Here is a 17,922-nt window from a genome sequence, read left to right as displayed (position 1 = left end):
CTCCCGAGAGCCCGCACCGCCGAGAGGATCCCCATGCTGCATCCGAGATTGGGTTTCGCCCTGCTGCTGAGCACCGTGCTCGCGGCCGGCGCTCCGGCCCTGGCTCAGGAGGCCTCCACCGCCGAGCAGACGATCGACGTGATGAACACGCTGTTCGGCAAGCATCCCGGGGCGCGGGCCAACCACGCCAAGGGCGTGGTGGCCGAGGGCAGCTTCACCCCGTCGCCCGAGGCGGCCAGGATCAGCAAGGCCTCCCTGTTCAAGGGCCCGCCGGTGCCGGTCACGATCCGGTTCTCGGACGCCACCGGCGTCCCGACCATCCCGGACGGGGCGGCCAACGCCAACCCGCACGGCCTCGCGCTCAAGTTCAAGCTGAGCGACGGCTCGGAGATGGACGTCGTCACCAATGCGCTGAAGTACTTCCCCGTCGCCACGGGCGAGGACTTCCGCGACCTCCTGAAGGCTGTCGCCGAGAGCGGCCCGAAGGCGGCCCATCCCACCGCGCTGGAGCGCTTCGCCGCCGCCCACCCGGCGGCCGCCACGGCGGGGGGAACCGCCAAGACCCCGTCGAGCCTCGCCCGGCAGACCTATAACGGCGTCAACGCCTTCATCTTCGTGGATTCCGCCGGCAAGCGGCAGCCGTTCCGGTTCCGCTTCGTGCCCGTGGAGGGCGAGGAGATCCTCCCGCCCGAAGAGGCGGCCAAGCGCGATCCGAACTTCCTGATGGCCGAGATCGGCCCGCGGGTCGCCAAGACGCCGGCGAAATTCAGGATGCTGGCCCAGCTCGCCGAGCCGGGCGACCCGACCAACGACGCCACCAAGCCCTGGCCGGACGACCGTAAAACGGTCGATCTCGGCACCGTGACGGTGAGCACGGTGGTGCCCGACAGCGCCGAGGCCGAGAAGGCGCTGCTGTTCATGCCCAACAACCTGACCGACGGGATCGAGGTCTCGGACGATCCGCTGATCGATGCCCGCGTCCAGGCCTACGCGGTCTCGTTCAGCCGCCGCTCGCAGTAGGGCGGCCCGGCCGGATGGGGATCCCGGACCCGCGGCCTCATGCTGCGGTGCCGGAGCGCGGCGGAGGCCCCGAAGATGGCCCCGAAAACGACCCCGAAGGCGGCCTCCGGCCCGTCGCGCGATCCCTGGAGCCCGCCGTCGAGGCCCGCTGACGCGGTCACCTCAGGATAAGGTCCGGGGGTGGGCGGACGCCCCCCTCGATCCGCCCCGGATCAGCGGCTCGTCCCGGCCGCCGGGGCGGGCGGCGCCTTCGCGTCCCCGGTCCGCCCCTTGCTCTCGACCGAGCCCGTGCGGGCGCCGTCCCGGATGGCCCCGGTGCCGCTGAGGCCGCCGGCGCCCATGCTGGTCGTGGACGCACCGGCATCCGTGCGTCCGTCGGCCTTGCCGTCTTGCCCCTCGGCGGCGGCCGCCGCGCCGGTGAGCAGGACGGCGAGCAGGATTGTCGCGTTCAGGATCCTCATGGGGCCTCCGCAAGTCCAAGTGCGCCATTTCACGTGCGCTATTTCAGGTGCGCCATTCCAGGTGCGCCCCGGACGGGCCTAAGGGTCCAACCGGGCGCAGCCGGGCGCGTTCCCGGGGGAGGGCCGGTCGTCGGCCGGTCGTCACCCGGCGGCGCCGAGAGACGCGGCGGCGCGCCGGCCCCGCCGCTCGGCGGGATCCTGGAACACCCCCGACCACAGGCCGAGGCGCCGCCCCCAGGCGCGGTCCGCCGCCGCCGCGTAATCCGGCGCCACGTCCCGATCGGGCAGGGCGAGGCCCTGCGCCACCATCCAGGCCCCGAGATCCGCGTCGCCGACCCGGCAGAGCGCCGTCGCCGCGTCCCCGGTCCCATGGCCCCGCGGCTCGCAGGCGACGGCCGCCCCGCCGATCCGCTCGGCCAGCGCCCGGGCGGCGTCCCGGCCGCACGGGTAGGGCCGGTCCTGGGCGTCCGCGCAGGTCGCGTCGGCCTCCGGCGCGGCGATCCCGAACAGGCTGACCGCGCGGGTGCCGACGCGCAGCGTGCCGCCGTCGATCACCTGGGCGGGGCCGCTCAGGATCTCGCCGGCCCGGGCGGGGGCGTGCCAGGACAGGCCGCCCGCCAGCAGCGCGGCGAGGAGCGGCAGGCGCGAGCGGCCGGCCTTGTCGTCCGGGCAGAGGAGGGTGCCGGCGAGGCCGGCCGCGCAGGCGAGGAGGATACCGACGAAGAGCGACATGGTCTCAGGTCTCCGGAAGGGCTATGGCCGCCCTTGTGCCGAAGCGCCGCCCCGCGCCCCTGACACCGCCTGTCAGCGTCCCGTCAGGCGGCACGGCTTAAGCCTGCTGCCCGCATGAGCCCGTTCCCGCCCCGCCGCCTCCACCGCCTCGTCGGCCGCGTCCTGGCCCTCGGCCTGCTGGCCGCCCTCGCGGGCGGGCCCCTGCACGCCTCCGAGGATGCCGACCGCGCCCGCCGGGCCCTGGAGCGGGGCGAGATCCGCCCCCTCGACGCGGTGCTGGAGGCGGCCCGGGCGGCGGTTCCGGGGGATGTCGTGTCGGTCGATCTCAAGCACGACGAGGGGCACTGGCTGTACAAGCTGCGCATCCTCGGGGCCGACGGGAAGCGCCGGACCGTGAAGGTCGATGCCGGCACGCTGAAGATCCTGGACGAGGACGACGATGATTGAGGAGGCCGGGCCGTGCGCGTCCTGATCGTCGAGGACGAGCCGCGCATCGCCGCCGACATCCGGCAGGGGCTGGAGATGGCCGGCTACGTCGCCGACGTGGTGGCGGACGGCGAGGCGGCGTGGTTCCGCGCCGAGACCGAGCCCTACGACGCCATGGTGCTGGATCTCGGCCTGCCGCGGCTCGACGGGCTCGGCGTGCTGCGCCGCCTGCGCGCCGCCGACGTCGCCCTGCCGGTCCTGATCCTCACCGCCCGGGACGGCTGGCGCGAGCGCGTCGAGGGCATCGACGCCGGCGCCGACGACTACCTCGTCAAGCCGTTCCGGATGGAGGAGCTGGTGGCGCGGCTCCGGGCGATCCTGCGGCGCACCGCCGGCCACGCCTCGCCGGTGCTGCGCGTCGGCGCGGTGGAGCTCGACACCCGCACCCGCGCGGTCAGCGTCGACGGACGGCCCACGGAGCTGACCGCCCTGGAATACCGGCTCCTCGCCTTCCTGCTGCACCGCCAGGGACAGGTCGTGCCGGCGGGGGAGCTGCTCGACCACCTCCACGGGGTCGGGACCGAGCGCGAGGCGAACGCCCTGGAGGCGCTCCTGACGCGCCTGCGCCGCAAGCTCGGGCCGGGGGTGATCGAGACCCGGCGGGGCCACGGCTATCTGGTCCCCGGACCGGGTGGATCGTGAGGCGCGACTCCCTCCGCCTCCGGCTCGGCCTCGCGGCGGCCGCCCTGATCGCCCTGGCGCTGGTGCTCGCCGGGATCGGCCTCACGGTGATCCTCGACCGGGTGCTCGACGCCCGCACCGTCGCGGAGCTGGATCGGACCGCCAAGCTCATCGCCGGGCGGGTCGGCCTCGCGCCGGACGGGGCGCCGACGCTGTCCAGGGACCTGCCGGACCCGCGCTTCGCCACGCCCTATGGCGGCCTTTACTGGCAGGTGGAGGCGGGATCGCACCTGCTGCGCTCGCGCTCCCTCTGGGACAAGAGCCTCGACCTCGGCCGGGCCGGAGCGGGTGCGCAGACCCCCGCCACCCTCGACACGACCGGGCCCGACGGCGGAAGGCTCATCGCGGTGGTGCGGCCGGTCCAGATCGGCGCGCAGGGCTCCGAGACCGCGCTGCGGGTCGCGGTGGCGGAGGACCGGCGCAGCCTGGCGGCGAGCCGGACCACCTTCCTGCGCCTGCTCGTCCCGGCCCTCGTCGCCCTGTTCGTCGTCCTGACGCTGGCGATGGGCCTGTTCGTGCGCCGGGCGCTCGGCCCGTTCCGGGTGCTGCAGGCGGAGCTCCTGGCGGTCCATTCCGGGCGGCGGGCGCGGCTGCCGGAGCAGTTCCCCGACGAAGTCCGGCCGCTGGTCACCGACCTCAACCGGCTGCTCGACGCGCAGGAGCGGGCCCTGGTCCGCGCCCGCGACGCCGCCGCCGACATGGCCCACGGCCTCAAGACCCCGCTGGCGGTGCTGGACGCCCTGGCGCGCCGGACGGGGCCGGCCGACCCGGCGCTGGCGGCCGAGATCGCCGAGCAGGCGCGGGCCATGGGCGGGCAGGTGGAGCGGGCGCTGACCCGGGCGCGGATCGCCGCCGCGGGCGACCTGCGCCGGAGAAGCTGCCGGGTCGCCCCGGTGGCGGAGCGCCTGGTCGCGACCCTGCGCCGGTTGCCGGAGGCCGACTCCCTGGAATGGAACGTGGCGGTGCCCGAGACCCTCGCCTATCCGGGCGAGGAGGGCGAGCTGATGGAGGTGCTGGGCAACCTCCTCGACAATGCCCGCAAATGGGCGCACCGCCGGGTCCGCGTCACCGGGACGATCGCCGGCCGCCCGAGCCTCGCCGTCGCGGATGACGGCCCCGGCATGAGCCCGGCGGCGATCGCCGGCATCGGCCGCGGCCAGCGCTGGGACGAGAGCCGGCCGGGCACCGGCTTCGGCATCGCCATCGCCCGCGACGTCGCCGAGGCCGCGGGCGCCCAGCTCGAGTTCGGGCGCTCGGAGATGGGGGGCCTGCGGGCGGAGCTGAGCTGGCCGGGCGCGTAGGGACACCCGGAGCCGCTGGCGGGCGCGACCTGCCCCCTCTCCCGCACGGGAGAGGGGACCCGCGCCCGGTTTCGGATCGTCGGCCCGTCCGCCGCTCGACAGGCCGCGAGCGGCGTCGGATGATCCCGGTCGCGCCGCTCACCCCCGCGGCTTCGCCGCCTCGGCGGCCCGGCTCAGCCGCATCAGCCGCGCGCTCAAGGCGCGGGCGCAGGCGTCCGTGCTGCGGCCCTCCGTGGTGATCGTCAGGTCCGGCTGCTCCGGCGCCTCGTAGGGCGCCGAGATGCCGGTGAAGCCCGGGATGCGGCCGGCGCGGGCCAGCCGGTACAGGCCCTTCGGATCCCGGGCCTCGCACAGGCCCAGCGGCGTATCGACGAACACCTCCAGGAACGGGATGTCGCCGGCGATCCGGCGGGCCAGCGCCCGGTCGGCCCGGTAGGGCGAGATCAGCGAGACGATCACCACCGCGCCCGATTCGGCCATCAGCCGCGCCACCTCGGCGGTGCGCCGGACGTTCTCGGCGCGGTCCTCCGGCGAGAAGGCGAGGTCGGCGTTCAGCCCGTGGCGGAGGTTGTCGCCGTCGAGGACGGCGCTGTGCCGGCCGCCCGCCACGAGGATCCGGTCGGCCTCGACCGCGAGGGTCGACTTCCCGGCCCCCGACAGGCCGGTGAGCCACGCGATCACCGGGACCTGGCCGAGGCGCGCCCAGCGCGCCTCCCGGGCCTGGAGGGGGTGCCAGGTCACGGGGCCCGGAGGGAGGCCGGTCGGGATCTTCTGCAAGACGCACATATCCACCGCCTGGGGCAGCGTGCGCGGAGGCGGCTGCCGGTCTTTGGACATCGACACGGGATCGGGGGGCCGGCGCGGGCCGTCAGGGCACGCGCCAGACCGGGCAGCCGACGGCCTCGCCGAGCCGCGCCTGGCATTCCTCCAGGATGTGGGCCGTCCGCCACCACCACGCGGGCGGGGACCGGAAGGCGGCCTGCGCCGTCGCCGCCCGCACCAGCGCATCGACCGCCGCCTCCGTCTCCGGCGCGATCGGCCCGGCGGCGAGTTCGTTCGGCGGTGCCGCGGGGGCGGGATCGATGACCGCGTCCCAGGACTGCCCCCAGCAGGCGGCGGCGAAGCGCGCGTTTGCGGCCGCGTAGCGCGCCGCGACGCGGGCCAGACCGTCCGGCGCATCGCCGCGGAACCGCTCGGCATCGAGCCCCCGCGCCCAGGCCCACTCGTCGAGGACATGGCCGAGCAGGCGGGGATGCCCGGTCACCTGACGGTGGACCCCGAGCCGGTACAGGCGGCGCGACGCCTCGACCGCGACGGGTCCGGAACTCCGGTTCGTGCGGTATTCCAGGTCGGCGGGACCGAGGAGCGGCGCGAGGCGCGCGCCCAGGCCGAGCCCGTCGACCAGCCGCGCCAGCAGCGGGGCGTCGGACCGGCGGTCGCGGTACGGCAGGGCGGTGACGCGCCCTGCGGCGGCACGCAGCCAGGGCTCGAGCCGGGCCGCGTAGTCGTAGCGCCCGGACGCGCCCTCGGAGCGCAGGAAGCCGCGGAACGTGCGGCCCTCGGCGACGACCTGAGCCCGCAGGGCATAGGCCGAGGCCAGCTGCTCACCCTGCGGCTTGACCACGAGCGCCGCCTCCAGGGCGAAGCCGCGGCGCGCGAAGAGGTCGGACAGGATCTCGGGCACGCGCCAGAGCGGGCGCTGGACGGAAAAATCCTCGTACGAGAGCACGACCGTGTCGGCCGGCGTGGTGGCGAGGATCGCGTCGAGCCGCGCGAGGGCCTCGCGGCGCTCCGCGGCGCCGCGGCGGCGGTCCAGCGCTTGGCCGAGCCGGTAGTGATTGACGTCGTCGCTGCCGGGGGCGCCCGGCGGGGCGAGGTTCGGGTAACAGATCCCGACCGAGGCGAGGCGGGGGCGCAGGCGGGCCAGCACCTCCTGAAACGCGGTGGAGCCGGTTCGCGGCATCCCGATGTGAACGATCGCGCGGCGCACGTGTCCTGTCGACCCTGCTGGATTTCGTGATTGCGGCAAGTCTTCCGCACAGCCGGACACAGTCCACGACCCCTCGTGGACGCGCACGTCTCGGGAAAACGCCAAACGAATCCGTAATCACGGTCCGATCACGGGAACGCGACCAGAAATAGCCAAGCTCCGTTTCTGCTCTATTTCGGATCGGGCAAAGCGCGTCGGGCAAAGCGCGTCGGGCAGGCGCGCATGCCGGCCCCTCCGAGGGAGGCGCGGCGCAGCCTCCGTGCGGGACAGGGGGGCTGGGGACGCGGCGGACGGTGATCCAGGGCCCCTACAGGACGCGGCGCCGAGGCGGCGCCGCGTTCGCGCGCTAGCTTCCGGCGTCCTCGCGGCGGAGCAGGAACACGCCCTGCGCGCCGAACAGGTTCCAGACCCACCAGGGCATGGAGAACCGCATCGGCCTGCCGCGGGCGTCGAGCGCCGTCGCGTGCTCGATCCGCGCGCCGATCAGGCGGCACAGGCCGACGAAGTCGCGGATCGTGCAATGGTGGATGTTGGGGGTCTCCCACCACGCGTCCGGCATGATCTCGGTGACCGGCATGCGCCCGCGGAAGGCGAGTTCGGACCGCACGCGCCAGTGCCCGAAATTCGGGAACGAGATGATCACCTGCCGGCCGATGCGCAGCAGGTGCTCCAGCACCACCCGGGGGTTGCGGGTCGCCTGGATGGTCTGGGACAGGACCACCACGTCGAAGGCGCCGTCCGGGTAGTTGGCGAGGTCGGTGTCGGCGTCGCCCTGGATCACCGACAGGCCCCGGGCGAGGCACGCATTCACGCCCTCGCGGGACAATTCGATCCCGCGCCCGTCGATGCCCCGGCGGTCGCGCAGCAGCGCCAGCAGCGAGCCGTCGCCGCAGCCGATGTCGAGGACCCGGGCGCCCGCCGGCACGAGGCCGAGCACGACGATATGGTCGACCCGGGCGCCGTTGCCCTCGCCGGCATGGGGGAGGGCGTCCGCGCTCTCCCAGGGTGCGCCGTGCGGGGCCTGTCCGAGGGAATGCTTGCCCATGGAATGCTTGCCCATGGAATGCTTGCCCAGGGCGTGCTTGCCCAGGGGCAGCTTGCCGAACATCATCTTGCCGGACCCGCCGCTCACAGGCCGCGCGCCCGGGCGGCGGCGTCGATGAAGCCGCGGGCGGCGGAGAACATCGCCGGCTCGTCGAGCAGGAAGGCGTCGTGGCCCTTGTCGCTCTCGACCTCCACGAAGGCGACCGGCGCCGCGGCGGCGTTCAGCGCATGGACGATCGCCCGGGAATCGCGGGTCGGGAACAGCCAGTCCGACGTGAAGGAGATCACGCAGAAGCGCGTCTTCGTCCCCCGGAAGGCGTTGGCGAGCACGCCGCCATGGTCCTCGGCGAGGTCGAAATAGTCCATCGCCCGGGTCAGGTAGAGGTAGGCGTTGGCGTCGAACCGCTCGACGAAGCTCAGGCCCTGGTGGCGCAGATAGCTCTCGATCTGGAAGTCGGCGTTGAACGAAAAGGTCGGCGCCGACCCGCCCTGGAAGCGGCGGCCGAATTTGCGATGCAGCGCGGGCTCGGAGAGATAGGTGATGTGCGCGCCCATCCGGGCGACGCCCAAGCCCTTGGCGGGCCGCGTGCCCGCCTCGAGGTAGCGCCCGTCCGCCCAGGCCGGATCGGCCATGATCGCCTGCCGGCCGACCTCGTGAAAGGCGATGTTCTGCGCCGAATGGCGGGGGCCCGTGGCGATCGGCATCGCGGCGAAGACGCGCTCGGGATAGAGGGCCGCCCATTGCAGCACCTGCATCCCCCCCATCGAGCCGCCGATGCACAGGAAGAGGTCGTGGATGCCCAGGTGCTCCAGCAGCATCAGTTGGGCGCGGACCATGTCGCGGATCGTGACCAGCGGGAAGTTCAGCCCGTAGGGCCGCCCCGTCGCCGGGTCGATCGAGGCCGGCCCGGTGGAGCCCATGCAGGAGCCGATGACGTTCGAGCAGACGACGAAGTAGCGGTCCGTGTCGATCGGCTTGCCGGGGCCGACCAGGGTCTCCCACCAGCCGGGCTTGCCGGTCACCGGGTGGGTGTGGGCGAAATACTGGTCGCCGGTGAGCGCGTGGCAGATGAGGACCGCGTTCGAGCGCGCGGCGTTGAGGGTGCCGGCGGTCTGGTAGGCGATCTGGAACGGGGCGAGTTCGATGCCCGCATCGGTGAGCAGCGGCGTGTCCGCGGAAAACCGCGCCACCGGGCTCTTCGGGTCGAGCGCCTGCGAGCGCTCGGACGCGCGCCGTGCCGGCTCGTCGATCGGGTCCGGCCTCAGGGCCGTGTCCGGTTGGGTGTCCATGGCGGGTCGCGACGACCGTGTATCCGTTCGGATCCGAACCGGGAGAGCATCGTGCCGCCAGACGCGCCGCACTCGCCCGACGCGGCCAGCCCTGCGGAGGTAATGCGCGGGGGCCCGAGCGTCAACGCGCACAGGCCGGCGGCCGCCGCCGGGTTACCCAGGCCGGGTTACTCAGGCGGGGTCTTGCCCGTCGGGGACGCCGGATGTCCAATCGGACGCGCGCGTCCGGATCTCGGTCGCCGAGGCGCCGGTCACGGCGCGTTGCGCGCGCAGCCATGCGGGTTCGACCAAGCCGGCCGCACCGTCCAGGACGAAGTTGAGAACGACGCTCATCTCGACACCTCCATCGCGCACTGTCGTCGCGATGGCGCAGGTCTACGCCGGGCAGGCGGCCGCGACGGTGCGCCCGGACACGCAGGATCCCGGGAACGGGGCCGTGCCGCCGCAGCGGATGCCGCTCACGCGAGCGGCGCGGCCATCACGGCCAGTCCCAGGGCCGGAAGGCCGAGGGCGAGGGCGGCGCGGGCATCCAGCCGATCCGCGCCGACGCCCGCCCGCCAGTGACGGCTCGCAGCACTTTCGATCAATATCCCGGTGAGAACGAGACCGCAGCCGATCAGGGCCTGCATCGAAACCATGAATCCCTCGCCCAGCCGGCCGCACGTCCTGGCGCGGCGCCTGATTGCCGGTGGGAAAGTGCGTCCTGGGGCTGGCGGTTCCTCAGCGCATCGCAGCCGCGCAGGCCGCGAAGACCAGGGCGGCCCCGGCGGCCGTGATGCAGCCGTTGGCCCAGGGCGCCGGCTCGACACGGCGCAGGCGACAATCCGCGGCGAGCGAAACGAGGATCCCGATCAGGAACAGGCTGCAGGGGATCAGGTCACCGGGCATCGTCGATCCATCCAGGCGCATGCAGGGCGCGGCACGCCCGACGCGCCCCCGTTCTCCGGGTTCAACAGGCCGAAACGTGGCGAGTGCCCCGCGGCATTTGCGCGTCGCCGATTTGCCGCGGCGCGCCCGGATGGATCGAGCCCGTCAGAGCTTGCGGATCGGGGCTTGCCCGTCGGAGCTTGCCGTTCAGAGCTTGGCCGAGGCGGGCCGGGTGTCGAAATCCTCGGGCCCCAGATCCAGGAGATCGTTCGGGGTCTCGGTCCGGTCGTAGGCCTGGCTCGCCGCGGCCTCGATCACCGCCTGGTTGCGGGCGAACAGCTCCAGGGGCGCGAGGTCGGCCCCGCCGCCGAATCGCTGACGCAGCACGGGGATCGGGACCTCGACCGCGATCACCCGCTGGCCGTTGGTCATGCCGAAGCGGATCAGCGTGTCGTCGGCGGGGAGGATGTGGGCGCCGCCGTCCAGGTATCGTTCGAGGGGCATGAATGGGGTCCTTCGCATGGGGCGCCTGCCGGCGGAGCGCCGGCATTGAGCCATGACTTCGTGCGGGCGTACAAGACGCCGCAGCGCCGTCCGATCCATCCCGGATCGGGTCCGTCTCGAATCGTCGGCGCGGTCGGGAGCGCCCGGGTCGGGACAGGGCTCGGATCGGGTGGCCCCGGCCTGCGGAACTCGGTCTGCCGGACGCGGCGGGACCGGCGCATCCCCGGCGCATCCGATGACCAGCGGCCACGCCACGCGCCTTCCCTCGCCGCGGCGTGCAGCCTCGAACCCGGACCACGAGTCCCGCCGGGATCGGATCGAGGCGGCGCGCGACCGGCGTGGCGCCCCGGGCTGCGTGATTGCGCCTCAGGACGTCCGGGCGCGCTCACCGGGACCGGCGCCCCTGAAGCGGGCCCGGGTTCACCGGCAAAGGAAATGCTGTAGACGGACGCGGAACCGACCGAACCCCGCGCATCCCGAGTCGCACCGCAATGTCCGCCCTCCGCCCCGCCCGTCCGGAACCGCGCCCCGGCGTCCTGGCGATCGACACCTACGTGCCCGGCAAGAGCGGGCGGCCCGGCGGCGGCACGGTCTACAAGCTCTCCTCCAACGAGACGCCCCTCGGCGCGAGCCCCGCGGCGCTCGCCGCCCTCCACGCGGCGACCGCCAAGCTCGAGACCTACCCGGACGGGCGCGCCACGGCGCTGCGCACCGCCATCGCCAGGCGCTACGGGCTCGATCCCGAGCGGATCGTCTGCGGGGCGGGATCGGACGAGCTGCTCTCGCTGCTGGCCTACGCGTATGCCGGGCCGGGCACCGAGGGCATCTACTCGGAGCACGGCTTCCTCGTGTACCGGATCGCCATCCTGGCCTCGGGGGGCGAGCCGGTGGTGGCGCCCGAGCGCGACCTCACGGTGGACGTCGACGCGATCCTGGCCCGGGTCACGGACCGGACGCGGATCGTCTACGTCACGAACCCCAACAACCCGACCGGCACCTACCTGCCCTTCGACGAGATCCGCCGCCTCCACGCCGGCCTGCCGCCGCACGTGCTGCTGGTGATCGACGGCGCCTATGCCGAATACGTCCGGGCGAACGACTACTCGGCCGGGCTCGAACTCGCGCTCGAAGCCGAGAACGTGGTGATGACCCGCACCTTCTCGAAGATCCACGGGCTGGCCGCCGTGCGGATCGGCTGGATGGTCGCGCCGTCGCACGTGGCGGACGCGGTCAACCGGATCCGGGGGCCGTTCAACGTCTCGGGGCCGGCGATCGCCGCGGGCTCGGCCGCCATCGCCGACGAGGCCCACATGGCCGCCGCCGCCGCCCACAACGCCGAGTGGCTGCCGAAGCTCACCGAGGGCGCCCGGGCGCTCGGCCTCACGGTCACGCCGAGCGTCGCGAACTTCCTGCTGATCCACTTCCCCGACGCGCCCGGCCGCTCGGCGGCGGATGCCGACGCGTTCCTGACCGAGCGCGGCCTCATCACCCGCCGGGTCACCGCCTACGGCCTGCCCAACGCCCTGCGGGTGACGGTGGCCGGCGCCGAGGCGAACACGGCCTTCCTGGCGGCGCTCGGCGACTTCGTGCGTGGCGCCCAGGGGAGCACCCATGCCTGAGGCGCTCAAGGCCGAGAGGCCCGCCGTCGACCGTCTCGCCATCGTCGGCCTCGGGCTGATCGGATCCTCGATCGCCCGGGCGGCGCGCCGCTACGGGCTCGCCCGCACCATCGTGGCCGTCGACCGGGACGAGGCCGTGCGCGACCGGGTGCGCGAACTCGGCATCGCCGACGCGGTCACGGGCGACCCGGCGGAGGGCGCGGCCGACACCGACCTCGTGATCCTGTGCGTGCCGGTGGGCGCCATCGGCGCCGCGGCGGCCGAGATGATGCCGCATCTGAAAGCCGGCGCGATCGTGTCGGATGTCGGCTCGGTGAAGGGCGCCGTGGTGGCGGCGATCCGGCCGCACCTGCCCGAGGGCGTCGCCCTGGTCCCCGGCCACCCGATCGCCGGAACCGAGTTCTCGGGGCCGGATGCGGGCTTCGCGACCCTGTTCCAGGGCCGCTGGTGCATCCTGACCCCGCCCGAGGGCACCGATCCGGCGGCGGTCGAGACCGTCCGCGCCCTGTGGGCGGGGATGGGCGCCAATGTCGAGACGATGAGCGCCGAGCACCACGACCACGTGCTGGCGATCACCAGCCACTTGCCGCACCTGATCGCCTACAACATCGTCGGCACCGCCGCGGACCTCGAATCGGCGACGCAGTCCGAGGTGATCAAGTTCTCGGCCAGCGGATTCCGCGACTTCACCCGCATCGCCGCCTCCGACCCGACCATGTGGCGGGACATCTTCCTCAACAACCGCGAGGCGGTGCTGGAGATGCTCGGACGGTTCAACGAGGACCTGTCGGCGCTCGCCAAGGCGGTGCGCTGGGGCGACGGCGACGCGCTCCACGCGATGTTCACCCGCACCCGGGCGATCCGGCGCAGCATCGTGGCGCAGGGCCAGGAGACCGCGGCGCCGGATTTCGGCCGGCCGCGGCCACCGGAGGAATAGCGGACCGCGCCGGGCCGCCCGCTCAGGCCGGCGGGCGGTTGACCAGAACCGGCTGCGCCGCCGTCCGCTCCGGGAACAGGCTGCGCAGCGCCTCCAGCTTCGGCGCATCGTTGGCGGCGATGTACGGGTGGCCGGGATGCAGGGCCATGAAGTCCTGGTGGTAACCCTCGGCCGGGTAGAACGCGGCCGCCGGCTCGATCCGGGTGGCGACCGGCCGCGCATAGGCCTTGGCCGCGTCGAGCTGGGCGATGTAGGCCTTCGCCACCCGCGCCTGCTCGGCATCCTGCGGGAACAGGGCCGAGCGGTACTGGTGCCCGGTATCGGGCCCCTGGCGATCCACCTGGGTCGGGTCGAGGGCCACCGAGAAGAAGATCCGCAGGAGCTCGTCGTAGCGGATCGCGGCCGGGTCGTAGGTGACCGAGACCGCCTCGGCATGGCCGGTCCCGCCGCCGCTCACCGTCCGGTAATCGGCCTCCGCGCGGGTGCCGCCGGCATAGCCCGACACCGCATTGCTCACGCCGCGCAGGTGCTGGAACACCCCCTGCACGCCCCAGAAGCAGCCGCCGGCGAAGACCGCGACGCGCGGCCCCGGCGGCTCGGCGGAGCGGGTCGCGGCCTCCGGCAGGCGCCGGGGCGCTTCCTCGGCGAAGGCCGGAAGCCGGGGGAGCAGGACGGCCCCTGCGAGTCCGAGCCCGAGGGCGGCCCCGAGGAGCGTGCGGATTCGATCGCGATGTGCCATTCTATCCTCCTGCCGGAAACCAACAGGGTGTTCGCCCCGTGGCCCGAACCGGTTACGCGGGCGGGACGCCGCATTGCAGCCGCGCCCGCATGGGTCTACGCACCCGCAACAGATCGACCCCAGCGACCGCAGGACCCGTCCCGTGACCATCGCCCCCGAGCCCAACTCCTTCCGCACCGGTCCCGACGAGCGCGGCCGCTTCGGCATCTTCGGCGGCCGTTTCGTCGCCGAGACGCTGATGCCGCTGATCCTGGAGCTGGAAGCCGCCTACGAGGCCGCCAAGGTCGATCCGGCCTTCGCGGCCGACATGGCGAGCTACGGCACCCACTATATCGGCCGGCCGAGCCCGCTCTACTATGCCGAGCGGCTGACCGAGCACCTGCGCGCCAAGGCTCCGGCCGGGCAGGGGGCCAAGGTCTATTTCAAGCGTGAGGAGCTGAACCATACCGGCTCCCACAAGGTGAACAACGTGCTGGGCCAGATCCTGCTGGCCCGGCGCATGGGCAAGCCGCGGATCATCGCCGAGACCGGCGCGGGCCAGCACGGCGTCGCCACCGCGACGCTCTGCGCGCGCTTCGGCCTCAAGTGCGTCGTCTACATGGGCGCGGTCGACGTCGCCCGGCAGGCGCCCAACGTCTTCCGCATGAAGATGCTCGGCGCCGAGGTGATCCCGGTGGAATCCGGCACCCGGACCCTCAAGGATGCCATGAACGAGGCCCTGCGCGACTGGGTCACCAACGTCGCCGACACGTTCTACTGCATCGGGACCGTCGCCGGGCCGCACCCCTATCCGGCCATGGTGCGCGACTTCCAGTCGGTGATCGGGCGTGAGACCCGGGAGCAGATGATCGCCCAGGAGGGCCGCCTCCCGGATTCGCTGGTCGCCTGCATCGGCGGCGGCTCCAACGCCATGGGCCTGTTCCACCCGTTCCTGGACGACCGCGAGGTCGAGATCTTCGGGGTCGAGGCGGCCGGCCACGGGGTTCATTCCGGCCTGCACGCGGCCTCGCTCACCGGCGGCAAGCCGGGCGTGCTGCACGGCAACCGCACCTACCTGCTGATGGACGCGGACGGACAGATCGCCGACGCGCACTCGATCTCGGCCGGGCTGGACTATCCCGGCATCGGGCCCGAGCACGCGTGGCTGCACGAGACGGGTCGCGTCACCTACATCTCGGCGACGGACACCGAAGCCCTCGAGGCGTTCAAGCTCTGCTCGATGCTGGAGGGCATCATCCCGGCCCTTGAGCCGGCCCACGCCCTGTCCAAGGTTCTGGAACTGGCGCCGCAGCGCCCGGCCGAACACCTGATGGTGATCAATCTCTGCGGTCGCGGCGACAAGGACATCCCGCAGGTGGCGGAGATCTTCGGGACGACGCTCTGAGGGCCGGCGCCTCCGGGACGCACCCCTCTTCCCGGACGCCCGGAACGCCGTGGACGGCGATCCGGGATCCGGCAGGCGAAGCGCGGCGGAACGGGCCTGCGCGTTTCGGGCGGACGCTTCGCGACGTCCGGCGCGGGATCCCGGGCCGCCATCCGCCGGCGTCGCACGCGCCCGGGACAGGGGCGAGCCCGGACGACACCACGTGACACCGGGCCGGCCGCGGCCGCCTCACCGCACCGTCACCTGATCCTTGATCTTCTCGTAGACCGACCGGCTGAGCACCCGCTTCGACAGCAGCTGCTCCACCGCGGTGTAGGGCCGCTTGGCGACGATCGCCCGGCCGATGGCGCCGCCGCCGCGCAGGCGGTTGAGATCCGCCACGGAGGCCGTGTTGAGATCGACCACGGCCAGGGCCCGGGGCCCGGCGCTGTCCTCCGCCCGCTCGACCTCGGCCTGACCGGCCGCGTCCTCGCCCTGCGGTTGAGGCGCCGCCTGCGGAGCCGGAGGGTCGGCGGGAACCGCCATCGCGTCGGACGGCATCTGTAACGGCGCGGCGGGCGCCGGGGCCTTGCCGGGCTGCGCAGGCGCGGGCTCGACCGCCGCGGACGGGGCGGACGGGGCGGGTGCCGGCGCGGGCGGCGGGGCCGTCGAGGGTTCGGGAACCGCCGGTGCCGAGGGCGCAGGCGGGGATACCGGTCCGGGCGCCGGGCCCGGCAACAGGACCTGCACCACCGCCGCGAGTATGCCGGCAATGATAAGGAGGACCGAAATTCTGAGGATTGCAGGACCGCTGAGCACGCACCACTCGACGAGGATTAAAACTATATGCATCTACAGTTAATGCTGTCTTTGCGCGTCGTCCAATCCACGTCCGAAATCCGGTGAGCAATCCCCAGGGGATGAGCGCGCGGACGAGGCTCGGCGCGCGCCTGGGCGAGCGGCTCGGGGAGCGCCTGGGCGCCCTGCGCTACCTGCCGACCCTGTTCCGGGAGATCGCCGCCGCCAGCCCGCGCCTGCTCGCGGCGAGCCTGTCGCTGCGCCTCGTGGCGGCCTGCCTGCCGGTCCTGATGCTGTATCTCGCCAAGCTGATCCTCGACGGGATCGTGGCCGAGCATGCCCGGCCGGCGCCAGGGGCGGGGCTGGCGGACTGGCTGGCCGATCCCGGCCGGGCCCGGCTCGCCGGGCTGGTGGCGGCCGAATTCGGCCTCGCCCTGGTCTCGGACCTCACCGGCCGTCTCGCGAACCTCACCGAGACCCTGATCGGCGACCTCTACGCCAACGCCGCCTCCCTGCGGCTGATGGCGCACGCCGCCGCCCTCGACCTCGCGCAGTTCGAGGACAGCGCCCAGCAGGACCGGCTGGAGCGGGCGCGCCGGCAGGTCAGCGGCCGCACCGGGCTCATCGGGACGGTGTTCGGCCAGTTGCAGGGGCTCCTGACCCTCGCGACCCTGGCGATCGGCGTCGCGGCCTTCACGCCCTGGCTCGTGGTGCTGATCGCCGCCGCCCTGGTCCCGGCGGTCCTCAACGAGTGGCATTTCACCAAGGCCGGCTACCGCCTCGCCTGGATCCGCAGCCCGGAGCGCCGCCGGATCGACTACCTGCGCTACCTCGGCGCCAGCGTCGAGACCGCCAAGGAGATCAAGCTCTTCGGCCTCTCGGACTACCTGACCGGCCTCTACGGGACGGCGGCGCGCCGGCTGCTCGCCGAGAACCGCAGCCTCGCCGTCGCCCGGGCCGGATGGGGCTTCGCCTTCGCGAGCCTCGGGACGCTCGCCTACTACGCCGCCTACGCGGTGATCGTCTGGCGGACGGTGGCGGGCACCTTCTCGGTGGGCGATCTCGCCTTCCTGGCCGGCGCCTTCCAGCGCCTGCGCGGCGGCCTGGAGGGACTGCTCCTCGGGCTGACCCAGATCACCGGCCAGGCGCAGTACCTCGACGACTTCTACTCCTTCTTCGCGATCCGCCCGCAGATCCGCTCGCCCGCGCAGGCCGTGCCGGTGCCGCGCCCGATCCGGGAGGGGCTGGTCTTCGAGGATGTCGGCTACCGCTATCCGGGCACGCAGGCCTGGGCGCTGCGCCACCTCTCCTTCGCGATCCGCGCCGGGGAGACGGTGGCGCTGGTCGGCGGCAACGGCGCCGGCAAGACCACGATCGTCAAGCTGATGACCCGGCTCTACGACCCGCACGAGGGCCGGGTGCTCCTCGACGGGGTGCCGCTCACCGCGTACGACCTCGACGAGCTGCGGGCGCGGATCGGGGCGATCTTCCAGGACTTCGTCCGCTTCGACCTCACGGCGGGCGAGAACGTCGCGGTCGGCCGGATCGAGGCCGCCGGGGACGCGGAGCGCATCGCGGCCGCGGCGGCCCGGGGGCTGGCGGCGCCGGTGATCGAGCGCCTGCCCGAGGGCTACGCCCAGCCCCTGGGCAAGCGCTTCGCCGGCGGCCTCGACCTCTCCGGGGGCGAGTGGCAGAAGGTCGCGCTGTCCCGGGCCTACATGCGCGAGGCCGAGATCCTGATCCTGGACGAGCCGACCGCGGCCCTCGACGCGAGGGCCGAGCACGACGTCTTCGCGCGGTTCCGGGAATTGTCGGCCGGGCGGACGGCGGTGCTGATCTCGCACCGCTTCTCCACCGTGCGCATGGCCGACCGCATCCTCGTCCTGGAGGGCGGCCGGGTCCTGGAGGAGGGCGGCCACGCCGCCCTGATGGAACGGCGCGGCCGCTACGCCGAGCTGTTCACCCTGCAGGCTGAGGGCTACCGGTAGGGGAGCCGGAAAGCGGGGGCGGGGCCCTCGGGACGCCCCCGCGGCCCGGCCCAAGCATTGCCCGATTCCCTGAGCCTGCTATCTGCGGCGGACCGAATCGAG

General features: G+C 73.6%; 20 protein-coding genes. 8 read left to right on the top strand and 12 right to left on the bottom strand.

Features of this window, described 5'->3' with window-relative positions; all coding sequences use genetic code 11:
- Window positions 1-33: 33 nt before the first annotated feature.
- The gene (locus MCBMB27_RS07115) at window positions 34-1,020 is read left to right on the top strand and encodes a catalase family peroxidase (RefSeq protein ID WP_043757105.1); all 987 of its coding nucleotides are present in this window, start codon (window positions 34-36) and stop codon (window positions 1,018-1,020) included.
- Window positions 1,021-1,232: 212 nt separating this feature from the next.
- Here MCBMB27_RS07115 and MCBMB27_RS07105 read toward each other — a convergent pair whose 3' ends face one another.
- Both MCBMB27_RS07105 and MCBMB27_RS07100 read right to left on the bottom strand, forming a co-directional pair.
- On the bottom strand, window positions 1,233-1,481 hold the full coding sequence (locus tag MCBMB27_RS07105) for a hypothetical protein (RefSeq protein ID WP_043355915.1): 249 nt from the start codon (window positions 1,479-1,481) through the stop codon (window positions 1,233-1,235).
- Window positions 1,482-1,622: 141 nt separating this feature from the next.
- A complete protein-coding gene (locus MCBMB27_RS07100; protein WP_043757094.1) occupies window positions 1,623-2,213 on the bottom strand; it encodes a thermonuclease family protein in 591 nt (196 codons plus the stop codon).
- A 114-nt stretch (window positions 2,214-2,327) separates the two neighbouring features.
- On the opposite strand from MCBMB27_RS07100, the gene MCBMB27_RS07095 reads away from it, so the two are divergent.
- The 3 genes from MCBMB27_RS07095 to MCBMB27_RS07085 are packed head-to-tail and all read left to right on the top strand — an operon-like array spanning window position 2,328 to window position 4,681.
- Window positions 2,328-2,660 (top strand): PepSY domain-containing protein, encoded by a 333-nt coding sequence (locus MCBMB27_RS07095; protein WP_043355911.1) that lies wholly within the window; start codon window positions 2,328-2,330, stop codon window positions 2,658-2,660.
- Window positions 2,661-2,672: 12 nt separating this feature from the next.
- Window positions 2,673-3,341 (top strand): response regulator transcription factor, encoded by a 669-nt coding sequence (locus MCBMB27_RS07090; protein WP_043355909.1) that lies wholly within the window; start codon window positions 2,673-2,675, stop codon window positions 3,339-3,341.
- On the top strand, window positions 3,338-4,681 hold the full coding sequence (locus MCBMB27_RS07085) for a sensor histidine kinase (protein ID WP_043757087.1): 1,344 nt from the start codon (window positions 3,338-3,340) through the stop codon (window positions 4,679-4,681). Before MCBMB27_RS07090 ends, MCBMB27_RS07085 begins: the two co-directional genes overlap by 4 nt.
- A gap of 138 nt (window positions 4,682-4,819) precedes the next feature.
- Here the strand turns inward: MCBMB27_RS07085 and cysC are convergent, their stop codons facing one another.
- From cysC to MCBMB27_RS07050, 8 genes are all read right to left on the bottom strand, one after another.
- Window positions 4,820-5,467: an adenylyl-sulfate kinase gene (cysC, locus tag MCBMB27_RS07080; protein ID WP_043383157.1), complete on the bottom strand. Its 648-nt coding sequence runs from the start codon at window positions 5,465-5,467 to the stop codon at window positions 4,820-4,822.
- An 82-nt stretch (window positions 5,468-5,549) separates the two neighbouring features.
- The gene (locus MCBMB27_RS07075; RefSeq protein ID WP_043383043.1) at window positions 5,550-6,671 is read right to left on the bottom strand and encodes a hypothetical protein; all 1,122 of its coding nucleotides are present in this window, start codon (window positions 6,669-6,671) and stop codon (window positions 5,550-5,552) included.
- 346 nt (window positions 6,672-7,017) lie between these two features.
- Entirely contained in the window at window positions 7,018-7,716 is a 699-nt protein-coding gene (gene metW / locus MCBMB27_RS07070) for a methionine biosynthesis protein MetW (protein ID WP_043355923.1), read from the bottom strand.
- Between the two features lie 83 nt (window positions 7,717-7,799).
- Window positions 7,800-9,005, bottom strand: a complete 1,206-nt coding sequence (gene metX, locus MCBMB27_RS07065) for a homoserine O-acetyltransferase MetX (RefSeq protein ID WP_043355903.1) — start codon at window positions 9,003-9,005, stop codon at window positions 7,800-7,802.
- 171 nt (window positions 9,006-9,176) lie between these two features.
- Window positions 9,177-9,338 carry a hypothetical protein gene (locus MCBMB27_RS29505; protein WP_158713284.1) on the bottom strand — a complete coding sequence of 54 codons (162 nt, stop codon included), beginning with the start codon at window positions 9,336-9,338 and terminating at the stop codon, window positions 9,177-9,179.
- Between the two features lie 125 nt (window positions 9,339-9,463).
- On the bottom strand, window positions 9,464-9,643 hold the full coding sequence (locus MCBMB27_RS07060) for a hypothetical protein (RefSeq protein ID WP_043355901.1): 180 nt from the start codon (window positions 9,641-9,643) through the stop codon (window positions 9,464-9,466).
- A gap of 82 nt (window positions 9,644-9,725) precedes the next feature.
- A complete protein-coding gene (locus MCBMB27_RS30165; RefSeq protein WP_164706390.1) occupies window positions 9,726-9,893 on the bottom strand; it encodes a hypothetical protein in 168 nt (55 codons plus the stop codon).
- Window positions 9,894-10,079: 186 nt separating this feature from the next.
- Window positions 10,080-10,376 carry a hypothetical protein gene (locus tag MCBMB27_RS07050; protein WP_075380134.1) on the bottom strand — a complete coding sequence of 99 codons (297 nt, stop codon included), beginning with the start codon at window positions 10,374-10,376 and terminating at the stop codon, window positions 10,080-10,082.
- A gap of 491 nt (window positions 10,377-10,867) precedes the next feature.
- On the opposite strand from MCBMB27_RS07050, the gene MCBMB27_RS07045 reads away from it, so the two are divergent.
- A complete protein-coding gene (locus MCBMB27_RS07045; RefSeq protein ID WP_043383046.1) occupies window positions 10,868-11,995 on the top strand; it encodes a pyridoxal phosphate-dependent aminotransferase in 1,128 nt (375 codons plus the stop codon).
- Complete coding sequence (locus MCBMB27_RS07040) at window positions 11,988-12,932, top strand: prephenate/arogenate dehydrogenase family protein (protein ID WP_043353972.1); 945 nt, start codon at window positions 11,988-11,990, stop codon at window positions 12,930-12,932. Before MCBMB27_RS07045 ends, MCBMB27_RS07040 begins: the two co-directional genes overlap by 8 nt.
- Window positions 12,933-12,954: 22 nt before the next feature.
- On the opposite strand, the gene msrA is transcribed toward MCBMB27_RS07040, so the two are convergent.
- Entirely contained in the window at window positions 12,955-13,671 is a 717-nt protein-coding gene (gene msrA, locus MCBMB27_RS07035; RefSeq protein WP_043353969.1) for a peptide-methionine (S)-S-oxide reductase MsrA, read from the bottom strand.
- A gap of 142 nt (window positions 13,672-13,813) precedes the next feature.
- Here msrA and trpB point away from each other — a divergent pair, with 142 nt between their 5' ends.
- A complete protein-coding gene (gene trpB / locus MCBMB27_RS07030) occupies window positions 13,814-15,055 on the top strand; it encodes a tryptophan synthase subunit beta (protein WP_043353967.1) in 1,242 nt (413 codons plus the stop codon).
- 228 nt (window positions 15,056-15,283) lie between these two features.
- Here trpB and MCBMB27_RS30910 read toward each other — a convergent pair whose 3' ends face one another.
- On the bottom strand, window positions 15,284-15,580 hold the full coding sequence (locus MCBMB27_RS30910) for a helix-hairpin-helix domain-containing protein (protein WP_244538785.1): 297 nt from the start codon (window positions 15,578-15,580) through the stop codon (window positions 15,284-15,286).
- Window positions 15,581-15,954: 374 nt separating this feature from the next.
- On the opposite strand from MCBMB27_RS30910, the gene MCBMB27_RS07020 reads away from it, so the two are divergent.
- Entirely contained in the window at window positions 15,955-17,820 is a 1,866-nt protein-coding gene (locus tag MCBMB27_RS07020; RefSeq protein WP_043383052.1) for an ABC transporter ATP-binding protein, read from the top strand.
- Window positions 17,821-17,922 lie beyond the last annotated feature (102 nt).

The sequence above is a fragment of the Methylobacterium phyllosphaerae genome (assembly GCF_001936175.1).
In the GTDB taxonomy this organism is placed as follows: Bacteria; Pseudomonadota; Alphaproteobacteria; order Rhizobiales; family Beijerinckiaceae; genus Methylobacterium; species Methylobacterium fujisawaense.
The sequence above is the reverse complement of the archived record's forward strand: the minus strand, read 5'-3'. Positions and strand labels throughout refer to the sequence as shown.